Origin of the sequence: Streptomyces filamentosus (genome assembly GCF_014654895.1) — a bacterium.
In the GTDB taxonomy this organism is placed as follows: domain Bacteria; phylum Actinomycetota; class Actinomycetes; order Streptomycetales; family Streptomycetaceae; genus Streptomyces; species Streptomyces filamentosus.
On record NZ_BNBE01000002.1, the window covers coordinates 1,641,008 to 1,656,828 of the forward strand.

Sequence of the window (15,821 nt, forward strand, 5' to 3'; positions counted from 1 at the left end):
GGCATGCTGGGAACTTGCCCAGACGCGATTGCTCACACCCGGTCGAGGACGATCTGGTCGTCCTCGGTGAGTCGTCGCCAGAAAGTCCCTTCGGACTCGTGGACCGACCTCGTCGCCTCAACGACATCAGGTGTCTCCAGGATCAGCTCCCAGTCTTCGTCGCCAGGAGACCCCTTCGCTGTCCCATACATGCGATACATCCCGTACCTCCTGTTCTCCCACAAGGCTACGGGGAGCACCAAGGACGGCACAGCCGTTTCACTGCACTTCCGATACACGGCCTAGCTTGATCTTTAACATCTGGGCCGTTGGTCAGCCGCTGAATAGGGTCGAGGTGACCTCAAGCCGCGTGGGACCATCTCAGCATGCGCCTGGTAGCTGACGGAGCCACGCCGACCTCGCGGTTGACGCTGGTCAAGGACCTCGAAACCGACGACGGGTATGCCTTCGAGCTGGAGAGCCCGCTCTTCCTGGCTGCCGGTGATCGAATCGCTTTCGAAGACGACAGGCTTGTCGTCGTGCGGGCCAGTGAAGAGCGGCTGTCACCGGCCGGCGACTGGTCTACTCGTTGCGGGCCCGGATCCCTGCAGCGCCGGTAGAAGCCGTTCCTCGAACGGTGCGTCGTACTTGATCACCCGGTTCGGTATCCGCCGTACACGGAAGCGGCCTTCGTCTGAACATGTGCTCCGACCAAGGAACACACACGTCCAGCACGAAGGCCGTGAGGATGAGTCTGCAGCATCACGATGCCCGGCGAGAGTCGCTGGCCGAACTGTCACGCTTCCGGGGCGAGTTCTACTCCTGCCTGACCGCCCGTTCGGACGCACTGTTCGAGCTTGCCGACGCGGTTCTGTGCGGTGACGGACCGGTGAGGTCGCTGGCCGAGCTGTCACTGGTGGGCGAACACCGCCGTGGGCACGGAGGGCTCTACGCAGCTCTCGCCCAGGGCCGGGTCGACGCGGACCGGATGCGCCAGGCCCTGGCCTCCGTGCCGCTGCCACGAGCAGTCAACGGGCGGCTGGTCCTGGCCGTCGATGTCACCTGCTGGCTGCGGCCGAACGCCCACACCTCACCGGATCGGATCCTGTGTCATACCTACGGCCGGGGCAAGGACCAGCACATCCCCGTGCCGGGCTGGCCCTACTCGATCGTCTGCGCGCTGGAGCCGGGCCGCAGCTCGTGGACCGCCCCGCTGGATGCTCTGCGCCTGGCGCCCGGGGACGACACCGCCACCGTCACCGCCCGGCAACTGCGCGACCTGGTCGAACGGCTGATCACCGCAGGCCAGTGGCGGACCGGTGACCTGGACATCCTGGTCATCGCGGACGCCGGATACGACGCACCCCGCCTGGCCCACCTCCTGCGGGACCTGCCGGTGCAGGTCCTGGCCCGGATGCGTTCAGACCGAGTCCTACGTCGGGCCGTCCCGCCGCGGGAGCCGCACACCAGGGGCCGGCCGCCCCGGCACGGCGGCGAGTTCGTCTTCGGACAGCCCAACACCTGGGGCACCCCGGACACTCACACGGTCACCGACACACGCCTCTACGGCACCGCCCGAGCACGCTCGTGGGACCGGCTCCACCCCAAGCTCACCCACCGCTCGTCCTGGGCCGCGGCCGACGGCACCCTCCCGATCGTCGAGGGGACCGTGATCCGCCTGGACATCGACCACCTGCCCAGCGGCGCGACCCCGAAGCCGGTCTGGCTGTGGTGGTCCGGCACCGACGCAGACGCAGCGGACACCGACCGGCTCTGGCAGGCATACCTGCGGCGCTTCGACATCGAGCACACCTTCCGCCTGTTCAAACAGACCCTGGGCTGGACCTGCCCGAAGATCCGCACCTCCGAGGGGGCGGACCGCTGGACCTGGCTGGTCCTCGCGGCCTATACCCAACTGCGACTGGCCCGGCCACTGGCAGCAGACCGGCGCCGTCCGTGGGAGAGGCCCGTTCCTGCGGACAGGCTGACCCCGGCACGTGTCCGCCGCGACTTTCGGCACATCCGCCCGACAGCCGCCTGCCCCGCCAGAGCACCGAAACCCACCCGCCCCGGCCCCGGACGACCACCGGGTCGAAAGAACACCCGGCCCACCCCACGCCACGACGTCCACACACCACGCAAAACGGGCACCACCGCGTCCAGGAAGACGAAGTCGACGACCCCACGACCTCGCCGCACAGGTTAAAGATCAAGCTAGGGTGACGTCGAGGACACGTAGAGCGAAGTGGGAGACGGGGTCGTCCTGGGTACACTCGCCGTCCCGCCTGTTTCAACGGCCTGTACGGCGTCGTGTAGATCGCATGGACGACACCGCCCGCAAACTAGAAGTCGAGCGCCAGCTGATCGCCCGGCTTCACTAGAACCTGCCCACGATTTGACGAGGCCGGCTGCGGCAGCACGAGGGTGGGCGGCGTGGCTGTGGCGTACGGGGCGGCGAACCGCTGCACCAGCGTCCACGCTGCCACCTCGTCCAACTCGGCTCGGCTGACGGTCTCCTCGTACCCGCGCTGCGGCATCTGTTCCTTGGTCAGGTGGATAGGCAGCCGGAGCACGGCGCGGATGTGTTCGTGGGTCAGGCGCTCCACCGTACGTGCGTCGGCGCCCACTTCGAAGTACAGCTCAGCGTGAAACTCCCAGTCCTGCCGGAAATGGTCGGCGAGCCGATTCGTGTGCGCGCCGCGCAGACCCACCTTCACGGACTGGTGGCGCGGATGGACAACGACGTAGACGTACGCGGGCCGGTCGGGCGCGAACCCATGCGAGGCGCAGGCCGGGCATCCACTGCCGACGTGCACGAGATTCGAGTAGGTAGGAGACCACACGTGATCGCACGTGGTGCAGCGGACCCTCCACCGCGCGTGGATTCTCCCCGGGTACGGATCGACCGGCTCGACACCCAGCAGTATCACAGCCGCCACGGCGTCCTCGGCGGTGATCGCCGCCATCCCCGCGCACCCCGGGCAACCGTGCCCAGAGAAGACGTCCGCCGGACGGGCATTCCATGGGTGGCCGGCCGCCGCGCAGATGCTCGGCCACGGGTCGGTCGTCCGGGTGAACTGGTGGTCGGGGTCGGGGGTGACGCCGTGCTCGCGCAGCTTCGCCATGACGACTGCCTTCGGGGTGCGCCGCTTCTGCCCGCCGCGCTTCTTCCCGCAGCCGAAGCAGACCCCGGCTCCGGGCCTCCTCATCGAGTCGACGCGGGTCGTCGTCTCCTGCCAGCAGTCCATGCACCAGCCGCGCCACTTGTGGCTGACGCCCGGACATTCCTCCATGGGCAGGAATCGCTTTTCGCGGATCACCCACGCCCGGACCTTCTGCTGATCACCCTTGAAACCGCGCTGATACGGGCGCGGGGCCCGCTTCTTCGGAAGGCGCCGCCACCGGTACGAGCACGGCTTGCAGCCGCCGCTCCCTTCGTTCGCGACCGAGTTGTATGTGGGTTCCACGATCCTTCCGCACAGCAGGTGCAGGCACTTCCATGGCTTTGAAGAGCCGGGGTACTCGACCTGCGGGACGAGGAACCGATCGAGCATTACGGCGGCGGCATACAACGCGTCGATCTTCGGCGGCATGAACAGATCGTGTCACCTGGCACCGACACCAGCTTGTCAGCGTGGGACGGGATCACGCACGGGCTCGGGCCAGCCTTTCCGGCCCCCCACTGATGTGGGGCGGGCACTTCCTGACCTGCGATTCTAGGGTGGTCATGCTTCGATCAGCGAGGTGCTGCGCCGCACCTCGCCGGCGCGCGTGGGCGCGGGCGCCTCAGGCGACGGCGGTCCGGCGGTGCGGGGGTTCGGTGGACAGGAGGGCCCAGACCCGTCGGCCGTCCTCGGATGCGTCGGTGCCACAGCTCACGGTGCCGGTGACGGCGTGGAGCTGGGCGAGGACTTCGGCGTCGGGCTGGGCGTCGGTGTGGCTGAGGACCGCGATGAGGAGCAGGTCGTCCTCGTCGGCGAGGTGGACGCTGATGCGCTTGCCGCCGTCCAGGACGGCGGCGCCGACGAGGAGGCTGACGGTCTCCTCCAGCACGGCGTCGGCCGGGTGGGCGTACTCCCACTTCCGTACGGTCTCCGTGACGGCCGCGGTGGCCTTCTTCGCGGCCCAGCGATTCGCCTCATAAGGCCAGCTGGAGACGCGGCGGTTTCGGACGGTCATGCTCGGCCGCCGGGTTTCCAGGCGGGCCTGGGCAGGGCCGGGCAGCGGAAGCGACGTCGTGACGGGCTTCGTCTTGGGTTCCGGCCGGGGCGCCTCCACCGGCTTCTTCGGCGGAGGGGTCGAGCGGGGCGGGTAGCTCGGCGGGACCTTCGGGCCCTTCGCCTCCATCGGTTCGCTCACCGGGACCTCCTCCGCTTGGCCGATCACCCCTACCCATCTTCGCAGCACTTCATGGCTCGTGGGGTCGCCCCGAGGAATCCGGTCCGGCGGCCCAACTAGTCGCGCTCGCACGGGATCTTGGAGGCGATCACGTGTTCCAGTTCCGTCATGGTGCGATGGAAGGCGGCTTCCAGGTCGACTCCGTAGAGCTTGGCGATGACGAGTACGGACCAGAGGCAGTCGGCGAGCTCGTGGTCCAGGGCGTCCGGGCCTCCGCGCGCCTTCCGGGCTCCTTCCTGGGCCATCACGAGCTTCGCGAGGTCGCCTACGTCGCCGACGAAGCCGAGCATGAACTCCTCCCTGGTCCAGACCCGACCGCGCTCGTGCAGGTTCATCCGGTCGTAGAGTGCGTGGATGCTCATGGCCCTCTGGCCCAGCTCGTCAAGGCTCACCGGGGCCTCCTGTCTCCTGCTGCTCGGGACGCTCGACCCAGCCGATCCTGCCAGAGCGAACTGCCAACCAACCACGGCTGCTTGAAGGTTGATGTGATGACAGAGAAGGCCACCAAGGAGAAGGTGATCGTTTACGTGGTACGTGAAGGCCGGCTTCTGGTCTTCCGGCACGTCGACTACAGCTTCGAGAAGGTCGGGGTCCAGGTTCCGGCGGGCAGCATCCGATCAGGTGAGTCGCCGGAGGCTGCCGCCTTGCGGGAGGCCGGGGAGGAGACGGGGCTGAGCAGCTTCTCGATCGTGCGGAAGCTGGGGATCGCCACGTACGACATGTCGCCGTTCTGGCCCACCACGTGGCGTCCGCGCCGCACCTCGGCCACCTCGGCGGGGTGCGTTCGGCGGACGAGTCCTGGCAGATCCGGCGGGCGGAGTGCCGCGCCTGGCTGGACGAGTCCCACGCGAAGATCCTCACCATCCGCGACCACGACCGGCTCCTGGGCTACGCCTTCGTACGAGTCATCGCGGCGGCCGGCTCGTGGAAGCTCGACGACCGTGTCGGCGCCCTGGAGACCCTGGTCGTGGCCGCCGACGCCCGAGGGCGCGGCCCCTGACACCTCCACCGGTGTGTGGCCGTGTGGCTCCGGGCGCGGACCTGGCGACGGCGTGGATCGATCTCTCGTGCACGCAGTGCCCGGCGCAGCCGGGGCAGCCGGGGCAGCGGTGCGTGGTCCAGTACAGCAACGGGGCGAGCGCGGAGGCGAAGATCCCCCATCGTGAACGGGTCCTGGTGGCGAAGGAGGCAGCGGCACCGAGGTGAGGTGCGGTGAGGGCGGGGCTGTCGCGCTCACCGCCCTCACGTTGGCGTCGTCAGGCCTTCCGCTTCTTCGCCCACACCCGGGCCGGGTGCATAGAGGCCAACTCGTCGTTGGGCGTGGGTGTGGGCGGCGGCCAGGAGAACGCCTCGGTGGTCGGCCACAGCCTCAGCTGCTGCCCGTTCTCTCCGTATCGGGCGATCTCGTAGCCCGGCTCCAGACGCAGTGAGGTGAACTGCACGGCAAGAGCGCCGGTGCGCAGGATGACCGAGTAGCCGTTGGTCTTCCCGCCGATCCTGCGGCCGTGGAAGGTCCCCCACTCGTGCTGATGCTCGTCGCCGGGTGGTTCGACGTACAGGGCTCGGGCTGTGGTGCGGCGCATGGACGGCTGGCCGTGACGGTGCAGCTGGAGGTAGTCGGCGCGCGGGATCATCGTCAGGTCATCGAGCACGCTCGACTGCACCATCATCATCGACGTCTTCATGGCCCACGTGGCGAGGGCGGTCTGCTCATCGGCGCCAAGAGTCACGGGTCGTCCGAGCATCACGTGGTACAGGAACGGCTGAACCCTCTGCTCAATGTCAGACATCCAGACGTTGTTGCAGGTGGAGCAGACGCATTTGACGGTGGCGGTGGCGAACAGCTCGGCGATCTGCCGATACTCGCCTTGTTTGGTGCGGATGGTGCGGGTGCCGCCCGCCTTCGCGAACTTCTCTGGAGCCTGGCGCCGCAGCCACTGCGGCAGCACGTGCTCACGGCTGCCCGCCTTCTCCCCGCAGAACACGCAGGTGTTGGCCATGTCGACTCCCCCCGGAGGTCTGGATGAGGGGGAAAGCGTATCGACCGACCCCCAGGAGACGACTGCGGCCACCGTCGCCGGGCTGATCGGCGCCGGCCTCCTGGTCCGCGCCGACGACGTCCGGTACAGCCTCCGCCTCACCGACGCCGACGACGCCAGAACCTACTGATACGCCTCATGGCAGAACCACTAACATCCAGTGGCAGACTCCACTGCCCCCTCCGCGGCAGGCGACACGCGAAAAGGAGCCCCTCAGCACTACGCCGAGGGCCACGCGTACTGGCTGTAGGGGATGCCGTCGGCGATGTGCTGCATCGCGACCGCGAGGTACGGCGGCATCGGCTCGGGCAGCGCCGCCGTCTTGTGCCAGGCCCATCCCTCGCATTTGTCCGGCTCCGGGTTGCCGATCGTGCCGTGCCACCGGTCTGCCTCGAAGAAGAACGCGATGCGCGGGTCGCCGGCGTGCGTTGATACGTGGTGCATCAAGTGCACGAACCGGACGTCGGCCGGGTCGACGGTGGCGCCGGTTTCCTCAGCGAACTCGCGGGCAGCCGCCAGGGCGGCGGGCTCGTCCTCCTCCATGAGCCCGGCCGGCACCTGGAACAGGCCAGGGAATACGCGCTGCGACTCCACGCGGCGGCCCATGAGTATCTCGTCGCCCTGGCGGACGATCAGGTGCACGTCCGCGTAGTGCGCAGCGTACGAGCGGCCGGACGAGGCGGTCTTCTGCGGCATCAGTCTCCCTTCCCGTTCTGCAGGGTCTCGGCCCATGGGTGCGGGCCGTATGCGACAGAGAGCGCTTCGGCCAGCCACGCCGACGCCTCGCGGTCGAGGTGGGGCCGTACCTCGGTGAAGTCCTGTTCGTCCTTCGGCCGGGGCGCCTTCGCCTTGTAGAACAGCTGAACCTCCGGCGTCAGGTACGGCGTGCCGTCCGCGGCCGTCGTTCCGAGGCGGTCCAGCGGTCGGCGGACCCGGGCGTCGCGGCGGGACACCCAGGTCTCGCCGTCGGCTTCGTCGAGCATCACCTGGATCTGCCATGGTGCGTCGGGCCCAGGGCGGCACCACACGTCGTGGACACCGAACGGCAGCAGTTCCCCGCGGAGCCACGGCCGCAGAGTGCCTGGTGGGTCCGCAGCCCACAGCTCCCACCCGGCGAGGAGATCGTGCACGGCGTACTGGTCCCGGCGCAGCAGCAGGACGTCGATGTCCTCGTGTTCCCGGAACGGGCGTCCTACGGCGAGCTCCACGGCGTATCCGCCGGCGATCCACCAGGGGCACGAGGTCTGCGAGAACAGGTCGACGACCTCGGCTAAGTGCGCGGGTTCCCAGCTCTGTCCGGACCGCTCCTGTGGCATCGTCCCGGTGCCTTCCTGTACGTGTCGTAGGGCATGACGGGGGAACGCTACCGCTCGCGCGCCGGGGACACGCCGGTACTGCGGGAGGCGACGAGCGCGGAAACCCGGATGCCCACCCGCCCCAGCACCCCTAGTCTCCGGTCATGTCGACATCGAATCGTCTGCAGACGTCGCCCGAGATCGTCGCCTACTACGCCGCTGAGTACGACGAAGCCGACCGGCTCCATGCCACTGCGAGCGGACGTCTTGAACTGCTCCGCACCCGGGAGCTTCTGCGCCGTCACCTCCCGGCGGCCCCCGGCCGGGTGCTTGATGTCGGTGGAGGGCCTGGCATCCATGCCCAGTGGCTCATCGAGGACGGCTACAGCGTCCACATCCTCGACCCGGTCCCCCGCCACCTCGAACAGGCCGCCGCTCACGCCCCCAGCTGCAGCACCGAACTCGGCGACGCCCGGCATCTGAACGCCCCCGGCGGCTCGTTCGATGCTGTCCTGTTGCTCGGCCCGCTGTACCACCTTGCGACCCGCGCCGACCGTGTACGTGCCCTCGCCGAGGCAGCCAGGGTCGTGAAGCCCGGCGGTCTGGTCGCCGCCGCCGGAATCAGCCGCTACAGCCTGCTCCAGGACTACACCGTCCATGCCGAGCTCACCCCCGAACTCCTTCACGGCGAGGTCGCCACCGTGCTGCGCACCGGCTCCTACGACGGCAGCCGGGGCTTCACCACCGCGCACTTCCACACGGCCGCCGAGCTTGCCGCCGAGGCCGCGGACGCCAGCTTGAGCGGGATCACCGTTGCTGGGATCGAAGGGCCCGGGTGGGCGTACCTCCGCGCGGCCGAACGCGTCGCTGGGGAAGCACTGCACGGTTCACCGTTGCTGACCGGCGCCATCGAGACGGCCAGGCTGGCGGACGAGCTCTGCGAGTTCGCCGATTCCTCCGCGCACCTCCTCCTGACCGGCCGCGCCGTCATGTGACACGGACCTGCCCCGGCCGCCGCTTCGTCGATGGCGGCGGCGATCGGCCGTCTGCCGTGACCCACTCCTCGCGGGTCTTGTCGACGACCGTGATCGGCGTGCAGTCGAGCGCGCCGAGGATCAGTGGCACGGCCTCCGGGTCGGTGACCCGCGATTAGTGCTCGTCACCGTGCGTCTTGATGACCGCGTCCAGCGGGTCACCGGTAGTTGATCGACGTCCGGCCGTCCTTTCGTGCCCGTCCCCCTCCGTGAGACCTTGCCCCTCGTGTCCGCTGGTCTCGCAGGGGCCGAGGCGCAGCCGAGGATCGTCGATGGACGCGCGTACGCCTCAGCCGGATGAGCGTAGAACGGTGTAGAGCGCTTCGGCCGTCGTCGGGCAGTGAGCGTCGGGGGGTTCAGACGGGCAGGTTCCGACGAGCGCGGTGCGCGTTCCGGCCGCTTGGCCGGCGGCGATGTCGCAAGGCGAGTCACCAACCGTCCACGACCGGCTGCAGTCCAGCCCGAGGTTGTGGGCCGCCTGGTAGAGCATGCCGGGAGCAGGTTTCCGGCACTCGCAGGTCCTGCGGTACTCGGGCACCGTGCCTTCGGGGTGGTGGGGACAGGCGTAGATGCCGTCAAGGCGAACTTTCTGGGCGGCGAGGAGTTCGGCAAGCCGCTCGTGCATCGCGTCCAGGGAACTTTCGGTGAAGAACCCACGGGCCACCCCGCTCTGGTTGGTGACAACGACGAGGGCCCATCCCGCGTGCTGGAGGGCACGCAGCGGCGCACCGATGCCCGGTTGGAGGACGAGGTCGCCTGGGCGGGAAGGGTAGTGGCGGGGTTCGGTCAGAGTGCCGTCGCGATCGAGGAACACGGCCTTGCGTCGCCGGGCTCCAGCGGCGGCGGACCGGGCATGTCTCACCGGATCGCACGGCCGTGGAACGCCGTGAACAGGTCGGCGACGTGCGCTTCGATGGAATCAGCTGACTCGGTCGGCCTGTCGGGCAGGGCCTTGTCGAGCGCGGTCATGTCCGCGCAGGTGAAGTACTGGTAGGCGCCGGGCACAGGGTTCGGGACGAGTTCGACGTGCAGCGGCCTGCTGGTGGCCTGCCGGTGCAGCCGGGCGCACCACTGGGTGAGGTCGGCGAAGGTGACGGCGCAGCCCGCGCCGAGGTTGTAGACCGCGGCGGGCGCCGGGGGCTGGGCGGTGGCGAGGTGGACAAGGGTGGTGGTGAGGGTCTCGATGTGGATGTAGTCGCGGGCGGCGGTGAGGGAGTCGTCGAAGAGGCGGATGTGTCCGGTGCTCGCGGCCTGCTGCAGGAGCTGGGACAGGATCGAGGCCATGGGGCCCTTGTCGGTTTCGTCGGGGCCGAAGACGTTGGTGTAGCGCAGTCCGATCCAGTCGAGGCCGACCGTGTGGCGGGCACGCATGTGCTGGTCGAGCGTGAGCTTGGAGGCCGCGTAGGGATTGAGGGGGCCGGAGCAGCGGGAGGGGTCGGTGTCGGCGTCCTCGGCGATGGGCGTGCGGTGGTGCAGGGTGCCGTAGACGGAGTGGGAGGAGGCGTAGATCAGGCGGGCCCGGCCGGTGCGGCAGGCGTCGGCGAGGCGGAGCGGGCCGAGGGTGTTGGTCTCTTCCAGCTCGGGGCCAGCCGGGGCGCGGGTGGAGCTGTTGCCGGCCTGGTGGACGACCGTGGTGAAGCGGCCGGATGCGATCTCGGCGAGGAGGGCTGGGTCGGCGAAGTCGCCGCGGCGCCAGTGGGCTGCGGCGGCGAGGTGGGCGGGGGTGGGGCGCAGGTCGACGGCGGTGACGTGGTGGCCGGCGTGGTGGAAGGCGGTCACGGTGTGGCGGCCGATGAACCCGGCAGCCCCAGTGACCAGGACGTTTGCGGGGCTCATCGGGTGCCTGCTTTCTGGGCGAGGTGCTGGATCCGGGTGGTCGTGGAGTGGCCTTCCAGGAAGGGCACGGTGACGACTTCGCCGCCCCAGCTCTCCACGAGGTCGGCCTCGGCGATCCGCCGGCCCGCGTAGTCGCCGCCCTTGACCCAGATGTCGGGGCGCAGTTCGGCCAGCACCTTCTCGGGAGTGTCCTCGGCGAAGACGAGGACGCCGTCGACGCAGTCCAGAGCGGTCAGCAGCGCGGCGCGCTCGCGCTCGCCGACGACCGGCCGGTCCGCGCCCTTGAGACGGTGTACGGAGGTGTCGGAGTTGATGCACACGATCAGCACGTCGCCCAGGCGGCGGGCTTGGTCCAGCAGGGAGAGGTGTCCAGCGTGCAGGAGGTCGAAGCAGCCGCCCGCGCCGACGACCCTTCCACCCCGTGCCCGGACACGGGCGGCGAGCTCCAGCGGCCCCGTGGTGTCGGACGGGTAGTGGGTGGGTGGGGTGGTCAGGGAGGCGGGACCGCCGGCTTGGACGTAGTCGGTGGCGGCGTCGACGGCTGCGGCGATGGCGTGGGAGGGCAGGCGTCCGGCGGCGAGCGTCATGGCCGCGGTGACCGCGAGCTGGTCGCCGGCGCCGCACGTGTCTCCGGCGGCGGGCCGGGCCGGGACGGCCAGGGGGTGGCCGTCGGCGTCGGCGACCAGGACCGCGCCGTCGCGGCCGCGGGTGACGGCCACCTGCTTGACGGGCCACGCGGCTAGCAGCTGGACGGCGCGGGCGGTGTCGCCCGCGAGGTCGCGCGGCCCGCCGTGTCCGGTGAAGTGGAGTGCTTCGTCGGTGTTCGGGACGGCCAGGGCCGTGCCCGGGGTGGGGGCGGTGCCCTTGGGGTGCGGGTCCCAGACCAGCGGCCGGCCGCCGGCCGCCGCGGTGAGGGCCTGGCGCAGGTCGTCGTGGGAGGTGATGCCGCGCCCGTAGTCGCAGACCAGGACGGCCGCGGCCTCGGTGAGCCGGGCGCGGGCCGGATCGGGCAGCGGCCCGAGCGGGAGCGGGTCGGCGTCCGTGTCGAAGCGGAGCAGGGTGCGGTCGGCGGCACGGATCCGGGTCTTGACCGGGGTGGTGCCGCTGGTGGCCAGGTCGATGACCTCGACGCCGGCTTCGTCCAGGAGGGCGCGCAGGTGCGCCCCGGGCCGGTCCTGTCCGATGCCGCAGACGAGGGTGACCTGCCAGCCGGGGGTGCGGGCGGCGAGGACGGCGGCGAGCCCGGCACCGCCGGGCCGGTCGGTGCTCCGGGCGCCGGCCAGAACGGGGGCGGGGGCTTCCGGGGAGAGCCGGTCGGCGGTGCCGGTGATGTCGCGGTCCAGGAGGACGTCGCCGACGATCACGAGCCGCTGTACGCCGGCCTCCTTTGTGCCGGTGGCGGGGGCCGCCGCGGTGATGCAGGTGTCGACGGCTGCGCACAGCAGGTGCACGGCGACCAGGTGGCATTCCTGGACGGTGGCGACCGCGGGCGCGTCCACGCACACGGCCTGGTCGCTCGCGTCGGCGAGCGGGTTGGGGGCCGGGCCGGTCAGTGCCCAGACGGTGAGGCCGAGTTCCCGGCCGGTCTGTGCGGCGGCGAGCACGTTGGGGCTGGTGCCGGACGTGGACAGCAGGAGCAGGACGTCGCCGGGGCGGCCGTGTGCGCGGACCTGCCGGGCGAAGACCTGCTCGGGGCCGTAGTCGTTGGTGATGGCGGTGAGAGAGGAGGTGTCGGCGTGCAGCGCGATCGCGGACAGCGGTGCCCGCTCCGCCTGGTAGCGGCCGACGAGTTCGGAGGTCAGGTGCTGGGCTTCGGCCGCCGAGCCGCCGTTGCCCGCGACCAGCAGCCTCCCACCCGCGGGGAGCTTCTCGGCCAGCAGACGGCCCAAGGCCGTCAGACGGTCGGTGTCGAGCAGGGGTAACGCGGCGGTGAGCGCCTGTATGTGCGCGCGGCCCGGCAGGGTCACGGGTCAGCTCCCTCGAAGATCACGAACGAAGTGGGCAACGGTGCTGGACCGGGGCGTCCGGCGGTGGCCGACCAGCGCCGGACGCCCCGGGGCTTTCAGGATCCGGTCGGCCGGTACCGGTCGAACATGGGCCCGTACGCGGTCAGCGCGGCGTCGCGCTCCAGGAGCGGGTAGTCCAGGAGCTTCTCGACGATGCGGTGCTCGGCGAGGAGTCGCTCGGCCTGCTGGAGCAGGACGGTGTCGCCGAGCTCGGTCAGGTGGACCCCGTCACTCCACAGGGCGGCCGGCTCGCCGGTCAGGTACCGCGCGGCGGCGGTGAACGGGCCCCACACGTCCAGGAACTGCGCGCCGTGCTCGGCGGCCGCAGCCCGGGCGGCCGCGTTGTAGCGGGCGAGCTCCTGGTTCATCGCGGTGACGGTGTCAGGGTCCTCTACGGGGCCGAACGGCGTCTCGGAGACGACGACGATCCGGCGGGTGTAGCCGCTGAGCTGGCCGAGCATGGCGTTCAGGTGCCGGGTGTACTCGTCGAGGTCGACCGCCTCGGCGGTCCTGCCCTGGAAGTGGCGCCAGACGTCGTTGATGCCGCAGCCGAGGAACACGAGATCGTAGTCGGTGCCGGTGGTGGCCCGGTCGGCTTCGACGATCTTGGCGATGTCGCGGCTGGTGGCGCCGCCCTCTCCGTGGTTGTGGATGTCGAAGGCGATGTGCGGCCAGGCGGCGCGCAGGGAGAGACGAGCCAGGCGGTGGACCCAGCCGCGCTGGACCCAGCCTTCGACGGTGACCTTGGAGCCGATCTCGGGCAGGTTCGCCTGGGTGGTCATCTGCGCGTTGACGGCCTCCAGGTGCTCCATGATCGAGGTGCCGAAGAAGCCGACGGTCAGGGTGCGGGGCTCTTCGCGCGGCGCGGGTGCACCGTCGAAGGTGCGGCGGGAGGTGGCCGGGACGCCGGTGGCGACGGTGTCGGGGGCGATGCTGTGGGACACCATCGCGTTCGCGCCGACCAGCGCGTTCGCCCCGATGCGGACGCCGGCGGTGACGGTGACCTTGTTGGAGAGGATCGCGCCGGGTTCGATGATGATCGGGGCGGCCTCGAACCCGGAGGCCCAGGGCACCAGCTGTCCGGTGGGCACGTGTTCGGCGGTGCGGGCACGGTGGTTGTGGTCGTGCAGGTCGACCATGTTCGACAGCGCCGCGCCGGTGCCGATGCGGATGCCGGCCATGGCGGAGATGAAGGTGTGCTCTCCTATGGCGACGTCGTCGCCGATGGCGACGGTGGCGCCGCGGTGGACCTGGATGGTGGAGCCGCGGCGGATCGAGACCCGGTTGCCAAGGGTCAGGTGGGCGCCGGGGTCGATCTCGACCTGGAGGTCGTCGGGCAGGTCGCAGTCGTCGCCGAGGGTGAGTGCCGGGCCGTGCTCGGCACGCAGCCGCTCGGCCGCGGACGGGCGGGGCTCAGTCGTACTGGTCATCGCAGGATCTCGGTCCTTCGTTTGGCGGGGGTGGCCGGGGCCGGACTCAACGTACCGGCAGTGAGCGGGTGATGTCGGACAGTCAGTTGCGGCCTTCCTTGCGGACGAGGAACGGGCCGATGGCGAGGGCGTCGAGCGGGCCGGCGGCGAACGTCGCGATGGCATCGCGCGGGGTGCACACGATCGGCTCGGCCTCGTGGTTGAAGGAGGTGTTCAGCAGCGCGGGCGGGCGGCCGGTCTGGACGGCGAACGAGGCGAGCAGCGCGGCGTAGGGGTCGGTGTCGTCGCGGGCGACGGTCTGCGGGCGCAGCGTGCCGTCGGTGTGCACGGCGGCCGGGATGGCTGTGCGGGCGGTGGCGGTGGCCTGCCGGGCGACGATCATGAACAGGTGCGGGGTGCTCGTGCCGATCAGGTCGGGTGCGGCCTCGTCCAGGAGTACCGGGGCGAGCGGGCGCCACGGTTCACGGTGCTTGACGTGGTCGTTGATGTGGTCGCGGGTGTTCGTGTGGCGGGGGTCGGCGAGGATACTGCGGCGGCCGAGCGCGCGGGGACCGGCTTCCATGCGGCCCTGGAACCAGCCGATGGTACGCCCGAGCGCGATTTGCCCGGCGGCGACGGTCGGCAGGTCGTCGCCGTGGTCTCGGTAGGGCAGGCCGTAGTCGTCCAGGAGGGCGCGGATGGTGCCCGGGGTGAAGGCGGGCCCGAGGGCGGCGCTGGTCATCGCCGGACCGGGGAGGGTGAGGTCGCCGCGGCGCAGCGCGACCTCGAGCGCCGCGCCGATGGCGCATCCGGCGTCTCCGGCGGCCGGCTGCACGAACAGCTCCTTGACGCCGCGCAGTTGGGCGAGGCGGCCGTTGGCGGAGCAGTTCAGTCCGACGCCGCCCGCGATGCACAGCCGGGTGGTGCCGGTGGCGGCGAGTGCTTCGCGGGCCAGCTCGGTCAGGCACTGCTCCAGCAGGCGCTGCGCCGAGGCGGCGAGGTCGGCGTGCTCGGTCCGGTAGCCGGTCTCCGGGATGATCCGGCCGCCGGTGTAGGTGCGGGCGCGGCGGTGGGGCGGGATGCCGAGGTCGGTGTACGCGGTCGCGTAGGCGGTCTTGAGGCGGCGGTAGTAGCGCAGGTCGGTGTACTGGTCGTCGACGCTTTCGTCGGGGCGGATGCCGTAGCGGGACAGGTCCAGGTGGTAGCCGCCGGCGCGGGGGGTGAGGAAGTCGAGGGTGTAGCGGTCGGGGTTGCCGTAGCCGGCCAGGCCCATGAGCTTGCCGGAGCTGGTCCAGTCGCCGAGGCCGAGGTGTTCGGCGACGGTCTCGTAGAACCAGCCCAGCGACTGGGAGAAGGGGAACTGGCGCAGGACCTTGAGCCCGTTGGTGGTGCCGTGGGCGAGGGTGGCCGAGACGCCGTCGCCGGAGCCGTCGACCACCAGGACGGCGGCCTCGTCGAAGCCGCTGGGGTGGAAGGCGGAGGCGGCGTGCGCGAGGTGGTGCTCGACTACGGTGACCTGCCGGGGCCGGTGGTGGCCGAACAGGGCGGGGTCGAGGAGTTCGGCGATCAGCTCGGCGTCCGTGCAGATCTCGCTCGGGGTGGGCCAGGTCGGGTTGAAGGCGATGGCGATCTCGTCAACCTGGTCCAGGGTGATGCCGGCCTCGGACAGGCAGTAGGCCGCGGCCACCGCGCAGGAGCGGGAGTCCTTGTGGTGCTTGCGGCGGGAGAAGCGCTCCTCCTCGGCGAAGGCGACCACCTTCCCGTCGATGACCAGGCAGGCGGAGGCATCGTGGTAGTACGGGCCGCCCAGCCCCAGCACGATGGC

The 15,821-nt window shown here is 70.5% G+C and carries 16 protein-coding genes and 1 pseudogene; 6 read left to right on the forward strand and 11 right to left on the reverse strand.

What is annotated here, in order from left to right; genetic code table 11:
* Positions 1-365: 365 nt before the first annotated feature.
* Both IE326_RS26340 and IE326_RS26345 read left to right on the forward strand, forming a co-directional pair.
* Complete coding sequence (locus tag IE326_RS26340; RefSeq protein ID WP_190043253.1) at positions 366-599, forward strand: UreE family protein; 234 nt, start codon at positions 366-368, stop codon at positions 597-599.
* A 128-nt stretch (positions 600-727) separates the two neighbouring features.
* The gene (locus IE326_RS26345; protein ID WP_190043254.1) at positions 728-2,185 is read left to right on the forward strand and encodes an NF041680 family putative transposase; all 1,458 of its coding nucleotides are present in this window, start codon (positions 728-730) and stop codon (positions 2,183-2,185) included.
* A 136-nt stretch (positions 2,186-2,321) separates the two neighbouring features.
* Here IE326_RS26345 and IE326_RS26350 read toward each other — a convergent pair whose 3' ends face one another.
* The 3 genes from IE326_RS26350 to IE326_RS26360 form a co-directional block, all read right to left on the reverse strand.
* Positions 2,322-3,572 carry a hypothetical protein gene (locus tag IE326_RS26350; RefSeq protein WP_190043255.1) on the reverse strand — a complete coding sequence of 417 codons (1,251 nt, stop codon included), beginning with the start codon at positions 3,570-3,572 and terminating at the stop codon, positions 2,322-2,324.
* Positions 3,573-3,765: 193 nt separating this feature from the next.
* Entirely contained in the window at positions 3,766-4,338 is a 573-nt protein-coding gene (locus IE326_RS26355; RefSeq protein WP_229915639.1) for a hypothetical protein, read from the reverse strand.
* 95 nt (positions 4,339-4,433) lie between these two features.
* A complete protein-coding gene (locus IE326_RS26360) occupies positions 4,434-4,769 on the reverse strand; it encodes a MazG nucleotide pyrophosphohydrolase domain-containing protein (protein WP_190043256.1) in 336 nt (111 codons plus the stop codon).
* A gap of 96 nt (positions 4,770-4,865) precedes the next feature.
* Between IE326_RS26360 and IE326_RS41010 the strand changes: the two are divergent.
* A pseudogene (locus IE326_RS41010) lies at positions 4,866-5,036 on the forward strand (NUDIX domain-containing protein); the annotation flags it as partial.
* An 83-nt stretch (positions 5,037-5,119) separates the two neighbouring features.
* The gene (locus tag IE326_RS41015) at positions 5,120-5,377 is read left to right on the forward strand and encodes a hypothetical protein (protein ID WP_229915707.1); all 258 of its coding nucleotides are present in this window, start codon (positions 5,120-5,122) and stop codon (positions 5,375-5,377) included.
* A gap of 256 nt (positions 5,378-5,633) precedes the next feature.
* Here IE326_RS41015 and IE326_RS26370 read toward each other — a convergent pair whose 3' ends face one another.
* Positions 5,634-6,377, reverse strand: a complete 744-nt coding sequence (locus IE326_RS26370; RefSeq protein ID WP_190043258.1) for a hypothetical protein — start codon at positions 6,375-6,377, stop codon at positions 5,634-5,636.
* Here IE326_RS26370 and IE326_RS26375 point away from each other — a divergent pair.
* Positions 6,376-6,546 (forward strand): hypothetical protein, encoded by a 171-nt coding sequence (locus IE326_RS26375; RefSeq protein ID WP_190043259.1) that lies wholly within the window; start codon positions 6,376-6,378, stop codon positions 6,544-6,546. The two genes, IE326_RS26370 and IE326_RS26375, sit on opposite strands and share 2 nt — an antisense overlap.
* An 89-nt stretch (positions 6,547-6,635) precedes the next feature.
* Here the strand turns inward: IE326_RS26375 and IE326_RS26380 are convergent, their stop codons facing one another.
* The gene (locus IE326_RS26380; RefSeq protein ID WP_190043260.1) at positions 6,636-7,112 is read right to left on the reverse strand and encodes an NUDIX domain-containing protein; all 477 of its coding nucleotides are present in this window, start codon (positions 7,110-7,112) and stop codon (positions 6,636-6,638) included.
* A complete protein-coding gene (locus IE326_RS26385) occupies positions 7,112-7,732 on the reverse strand; it encodes a nucleotidyltransferase domain-containing protein (RefSeq protein WP_190043261.1) in 621 nt (206 codons plus the stop codon). The genes IE326_RS26380 and IE326_RS26385 overlap by 1 nt, the downstream gene beginning before the upstream one ends.
* Positions 7,733-7,875: 143 nt before the next feature.
* On the opposite strand from IE326_RS26385, the gene IE326_RS26390 reads away from it, so the two are divergent.
* On the forward strand, positions 7,876-8,706 hold the full coding sequence (locus IE326_RS26390; RefSeq protein WP_190043262.1) for a class I SAM-dependent methyltransferase: 831 nt from the start codon (positions 7,876-7,878) through the stop codon (positions 8,704-8,706).
* A gap of 328 nt (positions 8,707-9,034) precedes the next feature.
* Here IE326_RS26390 and IE326_RS26395 read toward each other — a convergent pair whose 3' ends face one another.
* The 5 genes from IE326_RS26395 to IE326_RS26415 all read right to left on the reverse strand — a co-directional run bounded on the left by IE326_RS26395 (position 9,035) and on the right by IE326_RS26415 (position 15,815).
* The gene (locus IE326_RS26395) at positions 9,035-9,559 is read right to left on the reverse strand and encodes a D-glycero-alpha-D-manno-heptose-1,7-bisphosphate 7-phosphatase (RefSeq protein ID WP_190043263.1); all 525 of its coding nucleotides are present in this window, start codon (positions 9,557-9,559) and stop codon (positions 9,035-9,037) included.
* A gap of 44 nt (positions 9,560-9,603) precedes the next feature.
* Positions 9,604-10,581: an NAD-dependent epimerase/dehydratase family protein gene (locus IE326_RS26400; protein WP_190043264.1), complete on the reverse strand. Its 978-nt coding sequence runs from the start codon at positions 10,579-10,581 to the stop codon at positions 9,604-9,606.
* Positions 10,578-12,548, reverse strand: coding sequence for a D-glycero-beta-D-manno-heptose 1-phosphate adenylyltransferase (gene rfaE2, locus IE326_RS26405; protein ID WP_373310269.1), 1,971 nt, complete (start codon positions 12,546-12,548; stop codon positions 10,578-10,580). The genes IE326_RS26400 and rfaE2 overlap by 4 nt, the downstream gene beginning before the upstream one ends.
* A gap of 95 nt (positions 12,549-12,643) precedes the next feature.
* A complete protein-coding gene (locus tag IE326_RS26410; RefSeq protein ID WP_190043265.1) occupies positions 12,644-14,017 on the reverse strand; it encodes a GDSL-type esterase/lipase family protein in 1,374 nt (457 codons plus the stop codon).
* Positions 14,018-14,099: 82 nt separating this feature from the next.
* On the reverse strand, positions 14,100-15,815 hold the full coding sequence (locus IE326_RS26415) for a carbamoyltransferase family protein (RefSeq protein WP_229915698.1): 1,716 nt from the start codon (positions 15,813-15,815) through the stop codon (positions 14,100-14,102).
* Positions 15,816-15,821: the final 6 nt, after the last annotated feature.